This is a genomic window from Halomonas sp. KM072 (assembly GCF_050710315.1).
In the GTDB taxonomy this organism is placed as follows: domain Bacteria; phylum Pseudomonadota; class Gammaproteobacteria; order Pseudomonadales; family Halomonadaceae; genus Vreelandella; species Vreelandella hamiltonii.
Map to the genome: position 1 here is coordinate 1,310,849 of NZ_CP136132.1, position 22,442 is coordinate 1,333,290.

Sequence of the window (22,442 nt, forward strand, 5' to 3'; positions counted from 1 at the left end):
ACCCCTGGCCCTGCATCACGCTTCTGGTCATTTTGCGACGTTTTGACGTATTACCGCCTCAGGCGGACTGCTCTGCCTGCCAGTCAGTGATGTTTTTCGCCGACAGCAAGACGATGTTCTGACGCGCTTCGGGGGTGATCCAGGCGTTATGCGGCGTGACGATCAAATTGAGCGGCTCTCCTGCTGCCAAGGCATCCAGCAGCGCATGCCCCTGGCGGGGTGGTTCAGCGGGCAGCACGTCAATGGCCAGCCCGCCTAGCGCTCCTTTGCGCAACGCCTCCAGAGCGGCCTCTTCGTCGATGATGCCGCCGCGCGCGCAGTTGACCAGCAGCAGTGAAGGCTTGGCCTTGGCCAAACGCGTTTGATTGATCAAGTGTCGTGTATCGTCGTTCAGGGGGCAGTGCAGGCTGATGACATCGGCGTGGGGCAGCAGGTCGTCCAGGGCCGGGCGCTTATCGGTGGCTTCGTTGCCAGGCCGCGCGGCGAAGGTTACTTGCATGCCGAAGGCCTCGGCCAGACGAGCGACTTCCGAGCCCAGTTCGCCACTGCCTACCATGACCAGTTGCTTGCCAGCCAGCTGCAGCGTCGGGTGGTTCTGAAGGCAGAAGAAATCACTTTTCTGCCAAGCTCCTGCGGCGATATCTGCCTGATAGCGCGGCAGGCGATTGGCCAGCGACAGCATCAGCATCAGCGTGTGCTGAGAGACACTGGCCGTGCCGTAGGCGGAGACGTTCTTGACGACGATGCCATGAGCCTTGGCTGCGTCAAGATCGATATTGTTCAATCCCGTAGCCAAGACGCAGATCAGCCGTAGCGAAGGCAGCTGCGACAACGTGTCGGCGTCCAGTGTGACCTTGTTGACGATCGCGATATCCGCGTTCTTCAGGCGGTCGCGGGCCTGCTCTGGGGTGCTTTGTTGATAGGTTTCCAGGTGATCGACGGCCTCACGAATCGGCGTCAGGTCGATATGAGGGCCCAGGCTTTCTGCATCCAGCATTACCGCATGAGGCATGTTGTTTTCTCCATTGGCTGCCAAGTGGCGCTTGGCCTTGCCCGGCAGGGGGCACAAAAGGGTATAATGTTTGCGCTATCAACCGCAGTCTTGGAATTTATCCCAGCAGGCCACATATTGTCAGCTCGGCGACCTAGTCGTTCGCCACTTTTCTGTAAATATCAGTCTGTTGACGTTGTGCTTTTCAGGAGCCATCAACATGCCTATCTATGAGTACGAGTGCAAGGCCTGCGGCCATCGCATGGAAAAACTACAGAAAGTCAGCGCTGATCCGCTGACTCAATGCCCCGCTTGCCAGCAGGATGACCTCGAACGACTGGTGTCTGCGGCAGGCTTTCGTCTGGCCGGTGGCGGCTGGTACGAAACCGATTTCAAAACCGGTAGCAAAAAGAACCTTGCTGCTGGCGGTGGCCCGGCTGGCTCTTCGTCCAGCGACACCAGCACGCCATCCCCCAGCAAAGGCGCCGCGGCTTAGCCGCGGCGGTCAGCCGAGGTAGTTGGCGACCCCTTACATAGTCACGCAACAGAACAGGAAGAGACATGCGCAGCCATTATTGCGGCCAGCTGAACGAAACATTGGTGGATCAAACGGTCACCGTCTGCGGTTGGGTACATCGCCGTCGTGATCACGGTGGGGTTATCTTTCTCGACATGCGCGACCGCGATGGGATTGCGCAATTCGTCGTCGACCCCGATACCGCCGAGGCGTTTGCTAATGCCGACCGTGCGCGCAGTGAATATGTTCTGCGTATTACAGGGCGTGTTCGCCTGCGTCCCGAAGGCACTCAGAACCCCAATATGCCGACTGGCATGATCGAAGTGCTGGCCAAGGAAGTCGAGGTGCTCAACACTGCCCTCACGCCGCCTTTCCAGCTGGACGAGCATGGCAAGGTGGGTGAAGAGGTGCGCTTGAAGCATCGTTACATCGACCTGCGCCGCCCGGACATGATCGAGAAGCTGCGCCTGCGTTCGCGTATTTCGCACAGCGTTCGTGCGTTTCTCGAAGGCCAGGGGTTTCTGGACATCGAAACGCCCATCCTGACCCGCGCGACACCGGAAGGTGCCCGCGACTATCTGGTGCCGAGCCGCACCCATGCGGGTAGTTTTTTTGCACTGCCGCAGTCGCCGCAGCTGTTCAAGCAGCTGCTGATGGTGGCGGGCTTTGACCGCTACTACCAGATTGCCAAGTGCTTCCGTGACGAAGACCTGCGTGCCGACCGTCAGCCAGAGTTTACCCAGATCGATATCGAGGCCTCGTTCGTCGAGGAAAACGATATCATGGGCATCACCGAAGCCATGATCCGCCAACTGTTCCAGGAAGTGCTGGATGTCGAGCTGCCGGAGTTCCCGCGCATGACTTGGCAGGAAGCCATGGATCGCTTTGGCTCCGACAAACCGGACCTGCGCATTCCGTTGGAGCTGACGGATGTCGATGACCTGATGCAGCAGGTGGATTTCAAGGTGTTCTCTGGTCCTGCCAGCGCGGAAGATGGCCGTGTAGCTGCCTTGCGTGTGCCGGGTGGAGCCAAGCTGTCGCGCAAAGAGATCGATGAATACACCAAATTCGTCGGTATCTACGGCGCCAAGGGGCTGGCCTGGATCAAAGTCAACGAGCGCGCCAAAGGGCTGGAAGGCCTGCAGTCGCCCATCGTCAAGTTCATGGAGAACGTCGTCGAGGAACTGCTCGATCGCGTGGGTGCAGAAGATGGCGACATCATCTTCTTCGGTGCCGACAAAACGCGCATCGTCAACGAAGCCATCGGCGCACTGCGTGTCAAGCTGGGTGCTGATCTGGCCATGTATACCCAGCCCTGGGCACCGCTCTGGGTGGTCGATTTCCCGATGTTCGAAGCCGATGATCAAGGCCGACTGAGCCCGCTGCACCACCCCTTCACGGCGCCTTCCTGCACGCCGGAAGAGCTCAAGGCCAACCCGGCCGCCGCGCTATCGCGTGCTTACGACATGGTATTGAACGGTACCGAGCTGGGCGGTGGTTCCATTCGTATCCATGATCAGTCCATGCAAAGCACCGTGTTCGACATTCTCGGGATTGGCCAGGAGGAAGCGCAGGAGAAATTCGGCTTCCTGCTGGATGCCTTGCAGTACGGTGCACCGCCCCATGGTGGTTTGGCTTTCGGTCTGGATCGCCTGGTCATGCTGATGGTCGGTGCCAAAACCATCCGTGAAGTGATCGCCTTCCCGAAAACGCAAAGCGCTGGCTGCTTGATGACCGACGCCCCCGGCGAAGTCAGCCCCGAGCAGCTCAAGGAGCTGAGCATTCGACTGCGCCAAAAGGCCAAGGCAGAGACCACAGGCGAGTAAACGCTCTGTCGTCTGCCAGAGGTAGCCAACACCGACGCTCTGCGTCGGTGTTTTGTTATGTGTCACCTTATCTGCCATCGCGTTACCAGGAGTCAGTACATGGAAGGACATCAGTCCGTGGCAGTCGTTCGGATCATGGGTATCGACCCTGGGTCACGGATTACCGGCTACGGCGTCATTGACCTGATCGGCATGAAGCCTCGCTATGTGGCCAGCGGCTGTATACGTACCTCTGATGGGGTGCTGGAGCAGCGTTTGGCGCAGATCTATGCCGGGCTCGGGGAAGTGATCGGCCTGTATCGACCTGAAGCAGTCGCGGTAGAGCGTGTGTTCATGGCCAAGAATGCCGACTCGGCGCTAAAGCTGGGCCAAGCCCGAGGCGCCGCGCTGGTATGCCTGGCCAACCATGGGCTGAGTATTTCCGAGTATGCGGCTCGGCATATCAAGCAGGCCGTCACAGGGCATGGGGGTGCCGAGAAAACACAGGTACAGCACATGGTGACGACGCTGTTGCAGTTGACCGCCACGCCTCAAGCCGATGCGGCCGACGCGCTGGCCATTGCCTTGACCCACGCGTTCGCCGGAAGTGGTCGAGTGCCCCCCGCGGCCAAGCAGGGCAAACGGCGCTCTACGGGGCGTTGGCGGCTATAGTCGTTACTGGTCATCTGTACAGAGTCGCTTTATAGTGGCTTACCGTTTTCACTACCCGCGAGCACCCCTATGATTGGTCGGTTAACTGGTTTATTGATCGAGAAGCATCCCCCCTGGATCGTGGTGGATGTCCAAGGCGTTGGCTACGAACTGGAAGCCTCCATGAACACGCTGGTGGCGCTGCCTGCGCCAGGTGAAAACGTCTCGTTATATACGCACTTGACCATTCGCGACGATGCCCATTTGCTGTATGGCTTCGGCCGTGAGCATGAGCGTGCGCTGTTTCGCGCCTTGATCAAGGTCAGTGGTGTAGGCCCCAAACTGGCGCTGGCGATTCTTTCGGGGATGGATGAGGACGCCTTCATGCGCTGCGTGCGTGACGATGACAGCAAGGCATTGACCCGTTTGCCTGGGGTGGGCAAAAAGACGGCCGAACGGCTGATCATCGACATGCGTGATCGCTTTCCCGACTGGGAGCAGAGCCACGCCCCGTTGGCCCTGGAGGCCACCAGTGGCCGTCCAGCCCCGCGCGACAGTTTGGCCGATGCAGAGGCAGCGCTGGTCAGCCTCGGCTACAAGCTGACCGAAGCTGCTAAAATGCTGGCCGATGTAGATCCTAATCAATCCACCGAAGCGTTGGTCAAGGCGGCGCTGACTCAGCGCATGAGTGGCTGAGCGCAACGCAAACCCCACTTGATACACCGCGTGCCGGACCTTGTGTCTCTCCGGCGTTGATCAGATCCAGTAGAAGAGTTGCCATGCTAGAACATGACCGATTGATCGCCGCTGAACCGGAGCATGGGGAAGTGCGCATCGATCACGCCATTCGGCCCAAGCGCCTTCGGGACTACATTGGCCAGCCCCGAGTCCGTGAGCAGCTGGAAATCTTTATTGGCGCGGCCAGATTGCGGGAAGAGAGCCTCGACCACACGCTGGTGTTTGGCCCACCAGGCCTTGGCAAGACCACGCTGGCCAATATCATCGCCACCGAAATGGGGGTCGGCCTGAAGTCGACTTCCGGGCCGGTGCTCGAGCGGGCCGGGGATCTGGCTGCGATGCTGACCAACCTGGAGCCGGGTGACGTTCTGTTCATCGATGAGATACATCGCCTATCCCCCGTGGTGGAAGAAGTCCTCTATCCCGCCATGGAAGATTTTCAGCTCGACATCATGATTGGTGAAGGGCCTGCGGCGCGCTCCATCAAGCTCGACCTGCCGCGCTTTACGCTGGTGGGAGCGACCACGCGAGCAGGGCTGCTGACCTCGCCGCTGCGCGATCGCTTCGGTATCGTCCAGCGTCTGGAGTTCTACAACCTCGAAGAGCTGACGGAAATCGTCGCTCGTTCGGCACGCCTGCTAGGCGTGGAAACCAGTCGAGAAGGTGCGGTGGAGGTTGCCCGCCGCTCGCGGGGAACGCCTCGCATTGCCAACCGCCTGCTGCGTCGCGTCCGTGACTATGCCGAGATCAAGGGCAACGGGGTGGTCGATGTAACGCTCGCCGATGCAGCCCTGAACATGCTCAACGTCGACCATCATGGCCTGGACCATATGGATCGCCGCCTGCTGCTGGCCATGATCGACAAGTTCGACGGTGGGCCGGTCGGGGTCGATTCGCTGTCGGCGGCGATTGGCGAGGAGCGCGATACCATCGAGGACGTGATCGAACCTTACCTGATTCAACAGGGCCTGATGATGCGTACGCCACGTGGTCGGGTGGTGACGCGTCAGGCGTGGCAACACTTCGAGCGTATAGCGCCCGACAGTGCCATGAATGCAGAAGGGGAGCGGCGGCCATGAACGATGGTTTTGCGATGCCAGTGCGCGTTTACATAGAAGATACTGACGCGGGCGGTATTGTCTACTACGTTAACTATCTGAAGTTTATGGAACGCGCCCGCAGTGAATGGTTGAGAGAATTGGGGCTGAATCAGCAAACGCTGCTAGACGAAGGGACGCAGCTAGTGGTATACCGCATTGCCTGCCGCTATGCCAAGCCAGCACGTCTCGATGATGCGCTGACCGTAACGGCCACCATGGTCAATCAAGGCCGTTGTCGAATGACATTCGAGCAGCAGGTGTGGCGAGACAAGGAACTCTTGTGCGCTGCCACAGTCGAGATAGCCTGTTTGAGCGCTGATACCTTACGGCCCAAAGCGTGGCCTGGATCGCTCGATCTTTCTGTGTCGGCTCACTAGCCGACCCTCAGTGTGATCTCGTGCTAGCTAAACCCGGTGAAATGACCACCGCTACCCATGTCGCCATGTCGACGCCAATAGATTGAAGAGGGCAACTGTGAACGATAACACCATGTCCATACCCCACTTGATAATGAGTGCCAGCACCGTCGTGCAGCTCGTCATGTTACTGCTGGTGGTGGGGTCGATCCTCTCTTGGGTGGTGATTTTCCAGCGCAGCATGGCATTGCGTCGTGCCAAGCAGGAGTACAATCAATTCGAAGAGTCATTCTGGTCGGGTGTCGACCTCAATGAGCTGTACCGCGAAATTCCTGCCGATGACCCACGCCACGGCGCGGAGCATATCTTCCAGTCCGGCTTTCGCGAGTTCAACCGTCTGATGCCCAAGACGCGTAACGTCGACACGATCCTCGAAGGCGTTCAGCGCAGCATGCGCGTTGCCTGGTCGCGGGAAGAGGATCGCCTTACCCAGCACCTGATTTTTCTGGCCACCGTGGCATCGGTCAGCCCTTACGTCGGCCTGTTTGGTACTGTGTGGGGCATCATGGGCTCCTTCCAGTCGCTTTCCATGACCCAGCAAGCCACTTTGGCCACCGTGGCGCCCTGGATTGCTGAAGCCCTGATCGCCACCGCCATGGGCCTTCTGGCAGCGATTCCTGCTGTTATCTTCTATAATCGCCTTTCCAACGAAGCCTCTCGCCTGTTGGGCAAGTACGAAAATTTTGCTGAAGAATTCCATGCGATCCTGCATCGCAACTTGCAAGGTCGTGACGGCAAGCCCGATGCCCGCTAAAGGAGTTCGTCATGCAAGGTTCGTTTAATCGCGGCGGCAAGAAAAAGCCCATGGGGGAGATCAATGTCGTCCCCTTCATCGATGTCATGCTGGTGCTGCTGGTCATTTTCATGATCACGGCCCCCATGTTGACGCAAGGCGTACAGGTGGATTTGCCGCAGGTCACTTCGGAACCTATCGAGACTCAAGAAGACAGTGATCCGATCATCATTTCGGTGGATCGTGACGGTGGCTACTTCATCACCTTGGGTGAAGACACCAGCAATGTCTCTTTGGAGCAGATTTCCGAACGCGTCATTGCCATTCTCCAACGGCGACCTGGCACCCCTGTCATGGTCAGGGGCGACCGTAGCGTGCCTTATGGCCAGGTCGTCATGTTGATGAGCACCCTGCAACGCTCTGGTGTGGCGAACGTTGGGCTGCTCTCAGAGCCGCCGCAAGATGGCTAAGGGCGAGTCACCGATGGCAGTGAAACCACCACGCGACCCCCAGGATGTCGGCTACACATTGCCGACGGTTCTGGCGATTGGCGTGCATCTCGTCGTGATTGCGTTCACGCTGATTCGGCTACCCAGCACGCCTGCAGAGCCCGACTCCTCATCGATCGTGCAGGCCACTTTTGTCAGCACGGAAACCTTTACCGATCAGGCGCAGCAGGTTACCGAGCAGCAGGCCGCGCTGAACAGTGCGACCGAGCCGGCCCAGAGCGAGCCAGCACCTGAAGCACCTAGCCCCGCAGAGCAGGCAGCTGAAGCAGAGGCTGCCGCGTCGGCACAGCGCGAGGCAGAAGCCGCAGCCCGTGCAGAGCAGCAGGCCCGTGATCTGGCCGAAGCCCAGGCCGAGGCCGAAGCAGAGGCCCAGCGGCGCGAACAGGAAGCTCAGCGGGCAGCAGAAGAGCAGGCCGCTGAGCAGCGCGCCCGGGAAGAAGCAGAAGCCCAACGCCAAGCCGAGGCGGAAGCCCAGCGGGAAGCCGAAGCAGAAGCCCAGCGCCAGCGGGAAGCCGAAGCAGAAGCCCAACGCCAGCGGGAAGCCGAAGCAGAAGCCCAGCGCCAGCGGGAAGCCGAAGCAGAAGCCCAGCGCCAGCGGGAAGCCGAAGCAGAAGCCCAACGCCAGCGGGAGGCTGAAGCAGAAGCCCAACGCCAGCGGGAAGCCGAAGCAGAAGCCCAACGCCAGCGGGAAGCCGAAGCAGAAGCCCAACGCCAGCGGGAAGCCGAAGCAGAAGCCCAACGTCAGCGTGAGGCTGAGGAGCGACGTGCTGCCGAAGCGGCAGAAGCGGCCATGCAGCGCCAGTTGGCGGGTGAAGCCGAAGCGGCTGCCAATGCTCAGCAGGCCCAGCAGGCGGCAAACAGCTTTATCAACATCGTGCGGCGAGCCGTTGAGCAGGCCTGGGTCATTCCGCCGGGAGCAAGCAACTCGATGAGTGCTACCATACAGGTAAGGCTTGGACCATCGGGCGAACTGCTTGCCACATCGGTGGTCACTTCAAGTGGCGACAGTGCCTTTGACCGGTCGGCAATGCAGGCGGTCGAACATGCAGCGCCGTTTGGCGAGTTACGCGACTTGCCAGCGGATCAGCAGCGCAATTTACGTCAATTTAATCTGCGATTTACCCCGGGGGATGTTCGCTGATGCAAACGTTGAGCAAAGTGTGGCTTTTTTGCGTACTGCTATTGATCAGCAGTGTGGCAAGCGCAAACCTGACCATTGAAATAACCCGTGGCAGTGACCGTGCGCTGCCCATTGGCGTGGTCCCGTTCGAGGGAGGCGAAGGCTTCCCGGAAGACGTGGCTCAGATCATCCAGGACAACCTCGAGGGCAGCGGCTTCTTTTCACCGCTGGATAGAGGCGCCATGTTCGAGCGCCCCAGCCAGGCCAGCGACGTTCAGTTCGGCACCTGGCGTTCCTTGGATGTCCGCTATCTGGTAGTAGGCCGAGCGCGCCAATCGGGCAGTGGCTATGAGCTGCAGTTCGACCTGATGGATATCAGTGGTCAGCGTCCTATCCTGAGTGAAACCGTCACCGCCAACAGTAATGATCTGCGTGGTGCGGCGCACTATATCAGCGATGAGATCTTCGAAGCGATCACGGATATTCGTGGCGCATTCTCCACGCGCATTGCTTATGTGACTGCGCAAGGCGTGGGCGACAACATGCAGTTCGGCCTCTACGTGGCCGATGCCGATGGCCGCAGAAGCCAGCAAGTGCTGACCTCTGACCAGCCCATCATGTCGCCAGCATGGTCACCGGATGGACGTAAACTGGCGTATGTGTCTTTCGAGTCTGGCCAGGCCGCCATCTACATTCAGGACGTGGCCACCGGCCAGCGTGTGCAGGCGACGTCGTTCGACGGCATCAATGGCGCGCCTACCTGGTCGCCCGATGGCCGTCGCATTGCCATGTCGCTGTCAAAGGATGGTCAGCCTGAAATCTACATTCTGGATGTGGCCAACCGCTCCGTGGAACGTGTCACCCAAAGCAACAGCATCGACACCGAGCCAGCATGGTCACCCGATGGCCGCAGCCTGATTTTTACTTCTGACCGCAGCGGTGGGCCGCAGATTTATCAATATTCGCTGGGTAGTGGCGAAACTAATCGCATTACGTTCACAGGTAACTATAATGCCCGTGCCCGCTTCTCTCCCGACGGTGAAGAGATCTTCTTCATCCATCGTTCAAGCCGGGGTTATCAGGTTGCCAAGCAGGATCTTGGGGGTGGTCGCTTAGTGGTCTTGAGCGAATCGACAAGAGATGAATCTCCTAGTGTTGCACCGAACGGTACCATGGTAATCTTCGCTACCCAGCAGGGTAGTGCGGGTGTGCTCAGTGCCGTTTCAGCCGATGGCCGTTCATCGTTCAGGCTGCCAGCAGCACAAGGCGAAGTGCGTGACCCTGCATGGTCACCTTTTTTAAATTAACGAATGAACAGCACTAAACTCTGTTTTCAGGCAAGGAGTCTGATTATGCAACTTAAGCCGTTGGCTCGCTCATTGGCAGTAGCGTTATCTATCGTAGTTATCGCTGGCTGTTCCAGCACCGGCGGATCCCAGGACGGGGACGCCTACGGCAGCCAGTCTGGCAGCAGCGTAGGGTCTGGCACGTCGGGCGCAGGTGCGGGTGGTCAGTATGGTTCCACCACTGGCTCGGGTGCTGGTCAGCAAGCCGACTCGCGTATTCCCGAAGTGCGTACCATCTACTTCGATTTTGACCGCGATACCATCAAGAGCGAATATGAGTCCGTCGTCATGGCCCACGCTCGCTACCTGCGTGCCAACCCGAACGCACGCGTCGTTCTGCATGGCCACACCGACGAGCGCGGTACGCGTGAATACAACATGGCCCTTGGCGAGCGTCGTGCCGGAGCCGTGCAGCGCTTCCTGAACATTCAGGGCGTTTCTCCTTCACAGATGAGCGTTGTCAGCTACGGTGAAGAGCGTCCGGCAGTGAGCGGTCAGAGCGAAAGCGCTTACTCTCAGAACCGTCGCGTAGTCTTCAACTACTGATAGCGTTGGCGTGCCTGTCATCAGGCACGCCAATGGCCTTTCGGAGCTATCAATGAATCACAGTCTCAAACGCTATTTTGAGAGGCTGTGCGGTGCGGGAGCCTTGGTGCTCCCGCTGTCCGTATTGCCCTTATCCCTGTTTACTGCCTCCGCCGTTGCTCAGCAGCCGCTGGTGCAAGATCTCTCTTCTGGTTCTTCGGGTTTCTACCAACAGACGCAGCGTCAGGAGTCCTCGGGTGGCAACCTGGTGCTGTTCAATCAGGTTCAAGAGCACCAGCAGGAAATCCAGCAGTTGCGGGGGCAGATCGAAGAGCTGCGTCACCAGTTGGAACAGCTGCGTAGACAGTCTCAGCAGCAGTATCTGGATATCGAAGACCGCCTGATGAGCAGCGGACCCAGTCAGATCGAGCAGTCCACCCCCCAAGTCGAACCGGAAGTTGCCGAGCAGGTGGCCCAGGCCCCATCGACCCGCAACGTCAGTGACGACGCTCAGGCCGATTACCAGGCTGCCTTTGCTCATGTGCAGGCGCGCCAGTTTGGCGATGCCATTGCGGCTTTCGAATCGTTCGTGGCCGACCACCCGGACAGCAGCCTGACTGCCAATGGCCATTACTGGCTGGGCGAACTGTACGCGGCAGAAGGTGAGTTGGACGCGGCAGATCAGGCCTTTACACGTGTCATCGAGCAATACAGTGGCAGCTCCAAAGTGCCTGATGCGCTTTACAAGCTGGGACTGGTCAAGGCGCGTAAAGGGGACGCGGCACGCAGTCGTGAGCTGTTGGAGCAAGTGCGTGACGACTACCCGCAAACCAGCGCTGCTGGCCTTGCCAATGATTTTCTCCGTCAATCAGCCGGTTAATCGGCTTTCTTGGATCAAGGAATCCTCATGAACTGCAAAATCGACTATCAACCAGCGCCTGGCTTGCTTGAAAACCGCGTCGTGTTGGTAACCGGTGCGGGCGATGGCATAGGGCGTGTTGCAGCGCTTGAGTATGCCAAACATGGGGCAACCGTGATTTTGCTTGGTCGTACCATTGCCAAGCTGGAGCGCGTTTACGATGAAATCGAAGCTCAAGGCGGTCCTCAGCCAGCCATTTTCCCGTTGAACTTCGAAGGCGCTACGTTAAAAGACTTCCACGACATGGCCGAGACGTTGAACAACGAGTTCGGTCGGCTGGATGGTTTGTTGCACAATGCAGGGCTGTTGGGCCGAATCACCCCCTTCGAGCAGTACAATCCCGAGCTGTGGGAACAGGTCATGCAGGTGAACATCAACGGCCCCATCTGGATGACGCAGGCGCTATTGCCGCTGCTGCAGGCGTCTGATGACGCGTCGGTGATCTTTACCTCCTCTAGCGTCGGTCGTAAAGGTCGTGCTTATTGGGGCGCCTACTCGGTCTCCAAGTTTGCCACCGAAGGGTTCATGGAAGTACTGGCAGACGAGCTCGAGAATCAGCCGCATGTGCGGGTGAACACGCTCAATCCTGGTGCCACGCGAACCCAGATGCGGCGTTCGGCCTATCCTGGCGAAGACCCGCTGACGCTGCGCACGCCAGAAGAGATCATGCCCACCTACCTATGGCTGATGGGCCCGGACAGCCAAGGGGTCAGCGGCCAGAAGTACGATGCCCAGCCACCGCGTAGTTGATATGCCTGAAGGATGCAGCAAGTGCGCCATCGGCCCCATGGGCCGATGAGCATGTCACTGGGAGCGGTGGTCGTCTAACGCGGCCACCAGCTCCTCGCACGTCGCAAACCAGACATCGGCAGGCCACTGCTGGTAGTCGTCCTCTTCGCTGATGTAGCCATAGCCCACCGCTACGGCCAGCATGCCAGCCGCTCGCGCTGCCTGCATGTCCCTGACATGATCGCCTATGTACCAACAACGCTCGGGCGCTACGCCCAACCGCTTGGCAGCTTCCCATAGAGGCTCGGGTGCGGGTTTCTTGACGCTCAGGTCATCGGCACACAGCAGTGCCCCAGGTGTGAGTTCCAAGGCATCCAATAACGGAACGGTATAGCGCCTTGGTTTGTTGGTGACGATTCCCCAAGGGCGAGCGCGTTCTTGCCAGGCATGCAGCCACACGTCCAGCGGAGAAAACAGGCGGCTGTGTACGGCGACTTTCTGCTCGTAGGCATCGAGTAGAAAGTCACGCGCCTGCTCATGCTCGTTACTGCCGCTGTCAAGACTCAGAGCCAGCGTGACCAGAGCACTGCCACCATTGGAGACCTGCCCGCGAATCTGTTCGAAGGGCAGGGCCGCGAGGCCATGGTGGGCTCTCAAGGCATTGGTGGCGGCGGCCAGATCCGGCGCTGTGTCCACCAGCGTGCCATCCAGGTCGAAGATCACGGCGTGGGGGGCAGAAGGGCGCATCTATTCGCTCACCTTGCGACAGTGCATCATGTAGTTGACCGATACGTCATGGGCCACCAGGCGGTAGTGTCGTGTCAGCGGGTTATAGGTCAAACCGCTCTGCTCACGCACTTCCAGCGAGGCGCTACGCGCCCAGTGGGCCATTTCGGAGGGGCGAATGAATTTTGCATAGTCGTGGGTGCCACGGGGAAGTAGCTTGAGCAGGTATTCGGCACCGACGATAGCGAAGGCGTAGGACTTGGGCGTACGGTTCAGCGTAGAAAAGAAAACGTGGCCGCCTGGCCGTACCAGTCGACTGCAGGCACGGATGATAGAAGCCGGGTCTGGCACGTGCTCCAGCATCTCCATGCAGGTGACCACATCGAACGTGCCAGGCTGCTGGGCAGCCAGTGCTTCGACACTGATGTGCTGGTAGTCGATAGCCACACCACTCTCTTCAGCGTGCAGTCTGGCCACTCCCAGCGGTGCTTCGCCCATGTCGATACCGGTCACGCGTGCGCCACGGTGCGCCATGGCTTCGCTCAAGATGCCGCCCCCGCAACCTACATCCAGCACTTGTTTGCCTGCCAGGCCAGCGCGAGCATCAATGAAGTCCAGCCGCAAAGGGTTGATGTCGTGCAGTGGCTTGAACTCACTGTGAGGGTCCCACCAGCGGCTGGCAAGTGCTTCAAATTTGGCAACTTCTGCCGCATCAACGTTGCCCTGTAGGCGGTCAGTGGTGCTATCCTGAAGAGTCGATGACATGGTATGGCTCCCTGAGCAAGTCGGCAATAAAGCGGAGAGGGCAATGCCTTGCCCATCACCCTTCTATCGTTGAGTATGGGAGTATTCTAACCACTCCCGGAGCGGAACGCATGAAAAGGAGCGAGGCATGATGCCCAACCCCCTATTTTATCGACGGTTGTTTGCCATGGAGAGCCTTTGAATGCGGGTATTACTGCACGGTAGCGAGCTGAGTGCCGCCACGGCGGCTGCCGCCCTCGCCTGGGTAGGTCATCAGGTGGACTGGCTGTTGCACGAAGACATGCCCTGGTCATCGTTGGCTCAGGTCGACTGGCTGCGCCGTGAGCCTTCGCTCATGGCGCAGCTGGAACAGGCTTTGGCGTCGGGGCAACTGCGCGTCATCGAAACACTCGACTCGTCTCACGCGCCCGATGTGGTCTGGCTGGCTCTGTCACCTAGCCAACGTGATTCTGCGCGCCATCTGCTCAACAGTTCCACGTTTGCGGATTATCAAGGCGGCGTGCTGATCAATAACTCGACTTTCCCTGTGGGTGAAACCGAGCGCCTTCATGCGTTGATGGGCCATCAGCATAGCCGTGTGGCGCTGCCTGACACGTTGGAAGAAGGCCGGGCATGGTCCGCTTTCACTCGGCCGGTGCGTTGGCTACTGGGCTGTGATGATGCTCACGGTGAGCAGGTCACGCGTGAGTTGTTGCGGGCCTTCAATCGCCGCACCGAAGTGTTTCAGCGTATGCCCTGTCGAGCGGCTGAACTGACCAAGCTGGCCATCAATGGTATGTTGGCCACGCGTATCAGCTACATGAATGAAGTTGCTGGCTTGGCGGATACCCTGGGTGTGGACGTGGAGCATGTGCGCCAGGGGATGGGGGCGGATAGCCGAATCGGTTTCGAATATCTCTATCCCGGCTGTGGTTTTGGTGGCCCCAATTTCTCCCGTGATCTGATGGGCCTGGCCGATGTTCAATCGGCGCATGGCCGTTACTCCGCTTTGCTGGAGCAGGTCATGGATATCAACGAGCAAAAGAAAGAGACCTTGTTCAGAAAATTGTGGGCGTTTTTCGATGGTAACCTGGCGGGCAAGACGATTGCCGTGTGGGGGGCTGCCTTCAAGCCAGGAACGGCACGAATCGACCACGCCCCTGTGCTGACACTGCTGGAAGCCCTTTGGGCGCAGGGCGTAACGGTCAAGGTGCATGACCCGGCAGCGCTGCCGGCCCTGCATGAAGCCGTCGGCCAGCGCGATGACTTGATTACCGTCCAAGGCGACCCTTACCTGGCGTGCCAAGGGGCAGATGCCTTGATGCTGGTGACGGAATGGAAGACCTACTGGAACCCGGATTGGCATCGCCTGGCGACGCTGCTGGGCGAAAAACTGGTACTGGATGGCCGCAATATTTATGACCCTGCTTTTGTTGCCAGCTGTGGCCTACACTACCGGGGAATTGGACGTCGCGCCGACCCGATGTTGCCCTAAGGAAAAATCATGTCTGACGCCACCTCATCACCTCGTATCGTGCCGGATGTCGACCAGAGCTTCACTGCGCAGCACTTGCGGCATCGCAAAGGCCCCAGGCTCTGGCCGTTATGGTGTTTCCTGATGTTGCTCGTCGTGGCCTTGGCTGGGGCATCGGTGCTGTTGTGGTACGAGCGTGAAGAGCTCCTGCGACAAGTCAACCGGGTGAGTGGCGAGGTCTCCAATCTTCATGCAAGATTGGACTCGGGTGACACCGATACCCAGGATGAGATAGCCTTTGTACAGGCTCAAATGGCCACACTGTTCCAGGAGCAGGAGCAACTTGCCATTGCGCTCTCCACCACGCGTGAAGAGTTGTATGGCCTGCTCACTGACCATGAGGCCAGTGCCTCAAGTGATGCGCTGAACTCCGTCGCTCAGCAGTTCGAGCGTCTGGAGGAGCAAGCTGCCATGCGAGACAACCAACTGGCAGCGATTCGTGCCTCGCTGAATGCGCTGGAGCAGGTAGGGACTTCCGGTAGACAAAATCTGCTTGAAGAGGTGTCTTATCTGGAACAGTCCTTCGGCCAACGACTCGAGCAGCTGGAGCAGCAACTGGCCAGCGAGCAGGCTGTCTTGGCCGAGCAGCAGCAGTGGCGTGATACCATGGAGCAACAGCTTGCCCAGCTCTCTGAAGCGCTGGAGGATGACACCACCGCCACGTTTGCAAGCCAGTCCGAGCTGGCGTCACTGGAAGCCGAGTGGTCGCAGCGGTTGGCGACCCTCGAAAGCGATGTGCGACAGGTGCGGCAAGCCCAACTGGCCTTTAGCGCACAAATGGAGATGCTGCGTAACTAGCACGCCACACGCCGATAATTTGGGGTTAGGGATAAAGACGCATGGGAAGACAACGGCAATGGCCTGGCATGGTGCGCATGGCTTGTGCACTACCGTTATTGGCGGCTTCGGTGTCGGTATGGGGGCTGGAAGCCAACATCAGCGGTGTCGATCAGCAAGTGCGTAACAATATCGATGCCTATCTGGAAAACATCGACGCCGAGCAGTACACCGATGTGCGCTTGGAAGGTGAAATTCGCCAGCGCACTCAGGAAGCCATGCGGGTATATGGCTATTACCAGCCCGAGGTGCGTGTCTCTCTCGAAGAGACTCCGATTGCCGTTCGTATCGAGCCTGGGCCACGGGTGAAGATAGACGTACTCGAGATCAACGTCACTGGCGATGCGGCGGATGACCCCCCCTTCCAGGAAGCGCTAGACGACTTCCCGCTCAAAGTGGGAGACCCTTTGCGTCACGCACCCTGGGATCGACTGCGCAACCAGTTTTCCGGGCTGGCCATCGAGCGTGGCTATTTCGACTGGGGGTTTTCGGACCGCCGTATGGAAGTACGTCCCTACCTGGAAAGTGCCAGACTCTACATGGGGTTCGATAGCGGGCCTCGCTACCAGTTCGGCAACACGCTGATTACCGGTAGTCACATCGACCCTGAACGCCTGCGACAGATGCAGACATTCGACGAAGGCGACCCTTACCTGGCGGAGTCCCTGGCCCTCTACAACCAGCGCCTGGCCGAAACCGGCTGGTTCAGCTCGGTGTCGGTGCGACCACGCCTTGAAACCGCTCGGGAACTGATCATTGCGCCGCCAACGGGAGGCTCCCCCTGGTGGAGCGAAGCCGTGGCCTCACAGCCTGTTCGGCCGCGTATCAGCGGTGCGGCACTGGCCAGCGCGCTGAGTCTTCATAGCCGCGACGATACGCGCCTTCCTGTTGATGTCAACGTGCAACCCGCCGACCGCCATCAGTACGAGGTGGGGATAGGGTTTGCCACCGATGTAGGCCCCAGGCTGCGCTTTGGCTGGCGTCAGCCGTGGATCAATCCGTTGGGCCACAGTCTGGAACACAATCTCTACCTCTCAGCGCCGGAACAGCGCTTCACCGGGGTGTATAACATCCCGCTAGAAGACCCGATCCGCGATAACTATCGCCTCCAGTACGGCGTGCGCAATATCGATGACAGCGATACCCGCTCACTGCAGGGTACGGTCGAGGTAGCGCGTCGCTGGGAGTTCGAGAACCGCTGGGTGCAAACGCTTTACTTCAGAACCACCTATGAGGACTTTACCCAAGGGGGCCAGGCCGACCAGGTATGGCTTTTCTATCCCGGCATTCAATGGTCGCGCACACGGACTCGCCCCCAGCGCTTTCCCCTCTGGGGGGATCGCCAGCAGCTGTCACTGGAATACTCCGACAGTGCCTGGGGCTCCGATGCCGACTTTGCCCGTCTGACGGGAGACACCGAATGGATTCGTATGCTGGGCAGCGACAACCGCTTCGTGGCTCGCCTGAGCATCGGGGCTATCGAAACCGATGACTTCGACAAGCTGCCCCCATCGCTGCGCTTTTTTGCCGGTGGGGATCGCAGCGTGCGCGGTTACTCCTACGAAAGCCTATCGCCCCGTAATGAGCAGGGTCGTTTGCGCGGCGGTCAGCAGATACTGACGTCCACCCTGGAATATCAGCGCCGTGTGACAGGCGACTGGTGGGGCGCTACCTTCATCGACAGCGGTGATGCATTCGATAACTGGGGCCCCGAAGAGCTGAAAACCGGGGCAGGGGTAGGTGTGCGCTGGGTATCGCCGGTGGGCCCAATACGTTTTGATGTTGCGCACCCGTTCGACAACGACGATGACTACCGAGTGCACTTTTCGATCGGACCAGAATTCTAGGAGAGCTCTTTGGCCAAGGTTGATGTAACGACACCCCCAAACCGCGAGATGCTCTCTACCCGGCGTCGTCTGTGGCTGACGCTGTGGAGTCTGCTGAGGCTGGCCATATGGCTACCCCTTTGGGTGCTGGGCCTGGTAGCGCTGCTGCTGGGGACGGCGCTTTCCCCCTGGGGGACAGGGCAGCTGTTTTCGCAAGGCGAGCAGCGTGGCTGGTTCAGCTACGAGCAGCAAGAAGGCGCGCTGCTGGAGAGCTTCCGACTTCAGGGCTTCCACTTGGCGATGGGCGGCACCCGGGTGACCCTGGATCAGGTGGAGCTTGTCTGGGCAGATGACTGCCTGCTATCGGGAAGGCTATGCCTGGAAAGGTTGCATCTTTCAGGTGCCGATATCCGCCTGACTGCCAGCGATGCACCTGAAGAGCGCGACAGTGAATCGGCACCGCTCTCGCGCATTCATCTGCCATTCCCCATAGAACTGCGCGATATCGATCTCAGCGACGTTCAGCTGCACTTGGCCGATGGCACTCATGTGGCTTGGGAGCGCTTTACTACCTCCATCTCCGCCGCGCAGCAACAGGTCATCATCGAACCGACCCGCCTCGAACGCTTAGCCGTTCATCTGCCGCTGTCTCCAGGTGGGCAGCTTACGGAGGATATCGACACTCCGCTGACAGCCGTCGGTATCGATAGTGCCATCCAAGTGAATCAGCCCCACGACGAGGAGCCAATAGCGGGTTCCCCGGCACCGCGTGAACGGCTGTCGCTGCCTGCCATCGAGCTACCCATCGATGTGGCGATCACGTCGCTGTTGGTCACCGATGTCAGCGTGGCCGGTGCGTTCACCTATGACGTGGAGCGAGTACTGCTGGCCGGACATGCTGAGCGTGACAACGTGGTGCTTTCTGCGCTTGAAGTGGATACCCAAGATGCCACGGCACGATTGATGGCGGAGGTAACGCTGGCAGACGATTACCCGTTGGAGGCCGAGTTGCAAAGCGTACTCCTGTTGCCGGAACTCTTCCCGGCCTTGAGCGGAGAAACGCTGACGCTAAGGCTTTCTGGCTCGCTGGCGGACCTGTCGGCGGAGCTGGATGTGTCTGGGCAGATCAACGCGACCCTGGCGGCCGAGGCAGATGTCCTCGCGCCTGATGTGCCCTTTACCGCGCGTTTGCAAAGCGAACGCGTCGAGTGGCCGTTGGAAAGCATGGAGCGTGATGCAGATAACACCTACGTGGCGCAGGCGTTGGATTTGACCATCAACGGCAACTTGGATGCCTACGACGTCAGACTGCTGGTCGATACCCAGGCACCTCAAGTGCCGGGTACCTCCATCGACTTGACCGGCGAGGGTGACATGACTTCCTTTCGCTGGGCGCCTTTGAATCTGCGTATCGAAGAGAGCCGCTTGACCAGCGAGGGCCAAGTGAACTGGGCCGACGCACTGCGCATCGATGCCAATGTGCAATTGAGTAACCTGGATCCCTCGCTATTCGTCGATCAGCTGGAAGGCAACCTGAATGGGCGCATTACTGCCAGTGTTCAGCAGCAGGGAGAGCGTTGGGACATCGCTCTCCCTGAGCTGGCCATCGACGGTGAGCTGCAAGAGTATCCGCTGACGCTGACGGCCGCGCTGGAGGCCAATAGCGATCTGGAAGTCGATATCGAACGACTGCTGTTCACCCAGGGTAACAACCGCTTGACGGCTTCCGGCCAAGTGAGTGAACAAGCCATGTCGCTGCAGGCGGATATTGCGCTCACCGAACTGCAAACGCTGCATCCGGAGCTGGCAGGGCGCCTCAATGGTGATCTGCGTGCCACCGGTAGCTTCAGCGCACCCGCGCTGGTCGCAAGGCTGACCGGCAACCAGCTGAGATTTGTAGAGAATCGTATCGACAACCTGGGTCTGGCAGCCAATGTACAAGGGATAGATGATCCCTCCTTGCGTATCGAACTCGATGCTCAAAACGTCAATGCTGGTGGTCAGGCCTTATCCAATCTGGCCATCAATCTGAACGGGCGCTTGTCCCAGCACACCCTGAACGTCACTGTCGACGGTGCGCCAGGCAACGTGCTCAGCGCCGCATCGCTCGCCCTGAGCGGGCGCTTCAATCAGGCCGCCGAGCAGTATCAAGCCCGGCTGATGCCGCTGGAGCTGGACAGTGAGGCGGGCAGTATTCGCCTCGAAGCGCCGCTGGATATCGGCTACAACCTGGCCAATGGCCAGGCGCGGCTGTCGCCATTCTGCTTGCGGCGGCTGGAAGGTGGCCTGATCTGCTCGGATGACCCCATGACAGCGTCGGCAGAGCAAGGGCAGGCCAGCCTCCGGCTCAGCGAAGTTCCCATGGAAATGCTCGAGCCTTTCCTGCCCGAAGAGTGGAGCTTCGAAGGTGCCACGACCGCTGAGCTGGCGGCCAGCTGGCGTCAGGGTGGCGCGCGCTGGCAAGCCAACGTGCAGGTACTCAGTGAGCTGGCGATCACCGCCATCAACGATTACGGCCAGCCGGTGGCCCTGCCGGTGTTGAGCCTGGATACCCAAATCGAGGCCAATCAATCACAGGCGGATGCCAACCTGCTGTTCTCGCTGTCCGAGGCCGGAGAAATGACGCTCAACGTCTCCGTCAACGACCCTCTGGGGCAGGGTGCTTTAGCGGGTGAGCTGCGGGCCAACAATGTCTCTCTGGAACCCTATCGTCCGATGATGCTGGGCATGGACCGCCTGGAGGGGGCATTGAATGGCAACGTTCAGATTGCCGGTGGCACTCAGCAACCCGACCTGCAGGGTCAGCTCGCCCTACGTGGCCTACGTGTACACGGCCCAGATATTCCGGTGGATGTACAGGATGGTGAAATCAGCATCACTTTCGACGGCGAACAAGGCGATATCGACGGCTTCGTGGCCGCGGAAAGAGGGCGGCTGAATATCACTGGCGAGGCTTACTGGCCGGCCAGCGATGCGTGGCGGATTGGTGTGGACCTCAATGCCACTCAGGAGCCCCTGCTGGTGATACTGCCCCAGTTCGGCCGCCTGGAAGCTGCGCCGGATATTCGTGTGCGTATCACTCCAGAGAGTTTGCAGGTCAGAGGCAATGTCGATTTGCCCTGGGCGCGGCTGGAAATAGGCGATCTGCCCTCGTCGGCCACGTCACCCAGCCCCGATGAGATCATCATTACCGAGCGTGATGATCGAGAAGCCGAACAGGCGCGCCAGCGCGCCATCGAGGCGGGTGAAGATCCCAGCGCCGCACAGGAATTGGCGGCCACGGGCATGGCCATCGATGTCCTGATTACCTTGACATTGGGTCGCGACATGCAGATTTCCGCCTACGGTCTGGAGTCTGGCTTGGGAGGTAGCCTGGAAATACGCCAGGAGAGCGGTGTGCTGCAACTGTTTGGTGATGTGAATCTGGTCGATGGCCGTTTCCAGGCCTTTGGGCAGGACTTGCTGATACGGCGTGGACAACTGCTGTTCAGCGGTCCTCCCGGTTTACCCGTGCTGGATTTCGAAGCGATTCGTAACCCGGAGATCACCGAGGACGAGGTCATTGCCGGGCTGCGGGTCTCGGGCAATGCCGAAGAGCCGAACGTGTTGATCTTTTCCGAGCCTTCCATGGACGAGGCCCGTGCGCTTTCGTATCTGTTGCGTGGTCGTGCTCCCGACGCCTCGGGTGGCGGTATCGATAGTGCTTTGACCACGGCACTGATCGGTATGTCGTTGGGTCGGACCGGTGGGGCTGTCGGATCTCTGGGGCAGGCCTTCGGGATCGATGACCTGACGCTGGATACCACGGGGGCTGGCGATGAAAGTCAGGTTGCCGTCAGTGGTCAATTGACCGATGACCTGCGCATCAGCTACGGGGTAGGCATTTTCTCACCCATCGCTGAGCTGACGCTGCGCTACACCCTGTGGCGGAACTTGTACCTCCAGGCGGTGTCTGGTGCGAATCAAGCGGTTGACCTGATTTACACCTTTACCCGCTCGGGCGATCCTTACGTCTATCCGCAGCAATAGGAGAACATCGATGTCGTTTTTTACATCTCGCCAGACGGCACCCGAAGGCCGCCGCACGCCTATCGAGACCAGTGAGGTGCATACCGTGACGGGGGCGTCGCTACATCCGCCATTTCCAGCTGGCTGCGAGGAAATCGTGCTGGGGATGGGCTGCTTCTGGGGCGTGGAGCGTCTTTTCTGGCGGCAGCCCGGTGTGGTCGTCACGGCTGCAGGTTATGCGGGCGGTACCACTCCCAACCCCACTTATCAGGAGACCTGTGCCGGGCTTACCGGTCATACGGAAGTCGTGCGGGTCGTTTATGATCCGAGTGTGATCGGGCTGGAGATGCTGCTGCAGATTTTCTGGGAAGAGCACGATCCCACTCAAGGAAATCGCCAGGGTAACGATATCGGCAGCCAGTACCGTTCAGCGATCTTCACCACCACGGAGCAGCAGTTGGCGCGTGCCCAGCAGAGTGCAGCCGCGTTTCAACAGGCGCTGGAAGCCGCGGGCAAAGGGCGTATCACCACCGAAATCAAACCGCTGGATACGTTCTACTATGCCGAGGCGTATCACCAGCAGTACCTCGATAAAAATCCCGGCGGCTACTGCGGGTTGAAGGGTACGGGTGTGACCTGTGCCATTGGCTAGCCCACGATATCCGTTT

Annotated in this window: 21 protein-coding genes; 18 read left to right on the forward strand and 3 right to left on the reverse strand. The window is 59.4% G+C overall.

The window, feature by feature from the left end:
• Positions 1-58: 58 nt before the first annotated feature.
• Positions 59-1,012 carry a D-2-hydroxyacid dehydrogenase gene (locus RVM26_RS06150; RefSeq protein ID WP_498941412.1) on the reverse strand — a complete coding sequence of 318 codons (954 nt, stop codon included), beginning with the start codon at positions 1,010-1,012 and terminating at the stop codon, positions 59-61.
• Positions 1,013-1,211: 199 nt separating this feature from the next.
• Here RVM26_RS06150 and RVM26_RS06155 point away from each other — a divergent pair, with 199 nt between their 5' ends.
• From RVM26_RS06155 to RVM26_RS06215, 13 genes are all read left to right on the forward strand, one after another.
• Entirely contained in the window at positions 1,212-1,487 is a 276-nt protein-coding gene (locus RVM26_RS06155) for an FmdB family zinc ribbon protein (protein WP_498941413.1), read from the forward strand.
• Between the two features lie 65 nt (positions 1,488-1,552).
• Positions 1,553-3,334, forward strand: a complete 1,782-nt coding sequence (gene aspS, locus RVM26_RS06160; RefSeq protein WP_039177993.1) for an aspartate--tRNA ligase — start codon at positions 1,553-1,555, stop codon at positions 3,332-3,334.
• Between the two features lie 99 nt (positions 3,335-3,433).
• Entirely contained in the window at positions 3,434-3,985 is a 552-nt protein-coding gene (gene ruvC / locus RVM26_RS06165; RefSeq protein ID WP_287808816.1) for a crossover junction endodeoxyribonuclease RuvC, read from the forward strand.
• Positions 3,986-4,054: 69 nt separating this feature from the next.
• Positions 4,055-4,660, forward strand: coding sequence for a Holliday junction branch migration protein RuvA (gene ruvA / locus RVM26_RS06170; RefSeq protein WP_287808815.1), 606 nt, complete (start codon positions 4,055-4,057; stop codon positions 4,658-4,660).
• A gap of 83 nt (positions 4,661-4,743) precedes the next feature.
• A complete protein-coding gene (gene ruvB / locus RVM26_RS06175) occupies positions 4,744-5,781 on the forward strand; it encodes a Holliday junction branch migration DNA helicase RuvB (protein WP_498941414.1) in 1,038 nt (345 codons plus the stop codon).
• Complete coding sequence (gene ybgC / locus RVM26_RS06180) at positions 5,778-6,179, forward strand: tol-pal system-associated acyl-CoA thioesterase (protein WP_498941415.1); 402 nt, start codon at positions 5,778-5,780, stop codon at positions 6,177-6,179. Before ruvB ends, ybgC begins: the two co-directional genes overlap by 4 nt.
• 112 nt (positions 6,180-6,291) lie before the next feature.
• Positions 6,292-6,972, forward strand: coding sequence for a protein TolQ (gene tolQ, locus RVM26_RS06185; protein ID WP_498941416.1), 681 nt, complete (start codon positions 6,292-6,294; stop codon positions 6,970-6,972).
• A gap of 11 nt (positions 6,973-6,983) precedes the next feature.
• Positions 6,984-7,421 (forward strand): protein TolR, encoded by a 438-nt coding sequence (gene tolR / locus RVM26_RS06190; RefSeq protein ID WP_016913818.1) that lies wholly within the window; start codon positions 6,984-6,986, stop codon positions 7,419-7,421.
• Positions 7,422-7,434: 13 nt separating this feature from the next.
• On the forward strand, positions 7,435-8,601 hold the full coding sequence (gene tolA, locus RVM26_RS06195; RefSeq protein ID WP_498941417.1) for an energy transducer TonB: 1,167 nt from the start codon (positions 7,435-7,437) through the stop codon (positions 8,599-8,601).
• A complete protein-coding gene (tolB, locus tag RVM26_RS06200; protein WP_498941418.1) occupies positions 8,601-9,887 on the forward strand; it encodes a Tol-Pal system protein TolB in 1,287 nt (428 codons plus the stop codon). Before tolA ends, tolB begins: the two co-directional genes overlap by 1 nt.
• 45 nt (positions 9,888-9,932) lie before the next feature.
• Complete coding sequence (gene pal, locus RVM26_RS06205) at positions 9,933-10,472, forward strand: peptidoglycan-associated lipoprotein Pal (RefSeq protein ID WP_039177975.1); 540 nt, start codon at positions 9,933-9,935, stop codon at positions 10,470-10,472.
• Positions 10,473-10,524: 52 nt separating this feature from the next.
• Positions 10,525-11,331, forward strand: coding sequence for a tol-pal system protein YbgF (gene ybgF, locus RVM26_RS06210; RefSeq protein ID WP_287807304.1), 807 nt, complete (start codon positions 10,525-10,527; stop codon positions 11,329-11,331).
• A 27-nt stretch (positions 11,332-11,358) separates the two neighbouring features.
• Complete coding sequence (locus RVM26_RS06215) at positions 11,359-12,120, forward strand: YciK family oxidoreductase (RefSeq protein ID WP_287807303.1); 762 nt, start codon at positions 11,359-11,361, stop codon at positions 12,118-12,120.
• Between the two features lie 54 nt (positions 12,121-12,174).
• On the opposite strand, the gene RVM26_RS06220 is transcribed toward RVM26_RS06215, so the two are convergent.
• Positions 12,175-12,846 (reverse strand): HAD family hydrolase, encoded by a 672-nt coding sequence (locus RVM26_RS06220; RefSeq protein WP_498941419.1) that lies wholly within the window; start codon positions 12,844-12,846, stop codon positions 12,175-12,177.
• The gene (ubiG, locus tag RVM26_RS06225) at positions 12,847-13,590 is read right to left on the reverse strand and encodes a bifunctional 2-polyprenyl-6-hydroxyphenol methylase/3-demethylubiquinol 3-O-methyltransferase UbiG (protein WP_039177965.1); all 744 of its coding nucleotides are present in this window, start codon (positions 13,588-13,590) and stop codon (positions 12,847-12,849) included.
• A 181-nt stretch (positions 13,591-13,771) separates the two neighbouring features.
• On the opposite strand from ubiG, the gene RVM26_RS06230 reads away from it, so the two are divergent.
• Genes RVM26_RS06230 through msrA form a run of 5 tightly spaced genes read left to right on the forward strand, consistent with a single transcriptional unit; the run spans position 13,772 to position 22,426 of the window.
• Positions 13,772-15,064: a nucleotide sugar dehydrogenase gene (locus RVM26_RS06230; protein WP_287807297.1), complete on the forward strand. Its 1,293-nt coding sequence runs from the start codon at positions 13,772-13,774 to the stop codon at positions 15,062-15,064.
• Positions 15,065-15,073: 9 nt separating this feature from the next.
• On the forward strand, positions 15,074-15,901 hold the full coding sequence (locus RVM26_RS06235) for a hypothetical protein (protein WP_287807295.1): 828 nt from the start codon (positions 15,074-15,076) through the stop codon (positions 15,899-15,901).
• Positions 15,902-15,942: 41 nt separating this feature from the next.
• On the forward strand, positions 15,943-17,787 hold the full coding sequence (gene tamA / locus RVM26_RS06240) for an autotransporter assembly complex protein TamA (protein WP_498941420.1): 1,845 nt from the start codon (positions 15,943-15,945) through the stop codon (positions 17,785-17,787).
• 48 nt (positions 17,788-17,835) lie between these two features.
• Positions 17,836-21,795, forward strand: a complete 3,960-nt coding sequence (gene tamB, locus RVM26_RS06245; protein WP_498941713.1) for a translocation/assembly module TamB domain-containing protein — start codon at positions 17,836-17,838, stop codon at positions 21,793-21,795.
• A gap of 10 nt (positions 21,796-21,805) precedes the next feature.
• Positions 21,806-22,426, forward strand: coding sequence for a peptide-methionine (S)-S-oxide reductase (msrA, locus tag RVM26_RS06250; protein WP_498941421.1), 621 nt, complete (start codon positions 21,806-21,808; stop codon positions 22,424-22,426).
• Positions 22,427-22,442 lie beyond the last annotated feature (16 nt).

Coding starts and splice junctions, on each gene's coding strand:
- ruvB (WP_498941414.1), top strand. CDS start 4,744: ATGCTAGAACATGACCGATTGATCGCCGCTGAACCGGAGCATGGGGAA.
- ruvA (WP_287808815.1), top strand. CDS start 4,055: ATGATTGGTCGGTTAACTGGTTTATTGATCGAGAAGCATCCCCCCTGG.
- ybgC (WP_498941415.1), top strand. CDS start 5,778: ATGAACGATGGTTTTGCGATGCCAGTGCGCGTTTACATAGAAGATACT.
- pal (WP_039177975.1), top strand. CDS start 9,933: ATGCAACTTAAGCCGTTGGCTCGCTCATTGGCAGTAGCGTTATCTATC.
- tolA (WP_498941417.1), top strand. CDS start 7,435: ATGGCAGTGAAACCACCACGCGACCCCCAGGATGTCGGCTACACATTG.
- tolQ (WP_498941416.1), top strand. CDS start 6,292: ATGTCCATACCCCACTTGATAATGAGTGCCAGCACCGTCGTGCAGCTC.
- tolB (WP_498941418.1), top strand. CDS start 8,601: ATGCAAACGTTGAGCAAAGTGTGGCTTTTTTGCGTACTGCTATTGATC.
- tolR (WP_016913818.1), top strand. CDS start 6,984: ATGCAAGGTTCGTTTAATCGCGGCGGCAAGAAAAAGCCCATGGGGGAG.
- RVM26_RS06150 (WP_498941412.1), bottom strand. CDS start 1,012: ATGCCTCATGCGGTAATGCTGGATGCAGAAAGCCTGGGCCCTCATATC.
- tamB (WP_498941713.1), top strand. CDS start 17,836: ATGCTCTCTACCCGGCGTCGTCTGTGGCTGACGCTGTGGAGTCTGCTG.
- RVM26_RS06215 (WP_287807303.1), top strand. CDS start 11,359: ATGAACTGCAAAATCGACTATCAACCAGCGCCTGGCTTGCTTGAAAAC.
- tamA (WP_498941420.1), top strand. CDS start 15,943: ATGGGAAGACAACGGCAATGGCCTGGCATGGTGCGCATGGCTTGTGCA.
- aspS (WP_039177993.1), top strand. CDS start 1,553: ATGCGCAGCCATTATTGCGGCCAGCTGAACGAAACATTGGTGGATCAA.
- RVM26_RS06235 (WP_287807295.1), top strand. CDS start 15,074: ATGTCTGACGCCACCTCATCACCTCGTATCGTGCCGGATGTCGACCAG.
- ubiG (WP_039177965.1), bottom strand. CDS start 13,590: ATGTCATCGACTCTTCAGGATAGCACCACTGACCGCCTACAGGGCAAC.
- RVM26_RS06220 (WP_498941419.1), bottom strand. CDS start 12,846: ATGCGCCCTTCTGCCCCCCACGCCGTGATCTTCGACCTGGATGGCACG.
- RVM26_RS06155 (WP_498941413.1), top strand. CDS start 1,212: ATGCCTATCTATGAGTACGAGTGCAAGGCCTGCGGCCATCGCATGGAA.
- ruvC (WP_287808816.1), top strand. CDS start 3,434: ATGGAAGGACATCAGTCCGTGGCAGTCGTTCGGATCATGGGTATCGAC.
- msrA (WP_498941421.1), top strand. CDS start 21,806: ATGTCGTTTTTTACATCTCGCCAGACGGCACCCGAAGGCCGCCGCACG.
- RVM26_RS06230 (WP_287807297.1), top strand. CDS start 13,772: ATGCGGGTATTACTGCACGGTAGCGAGCTGAGTGCCGCCACGGCGGCT.
- ybgF (WP_287807304.1), top strand. CDS start 10,525: ATGAATCACAGTCTCAAACGCTATTTTGAGAGGCTGTGCGGTGCGGGA.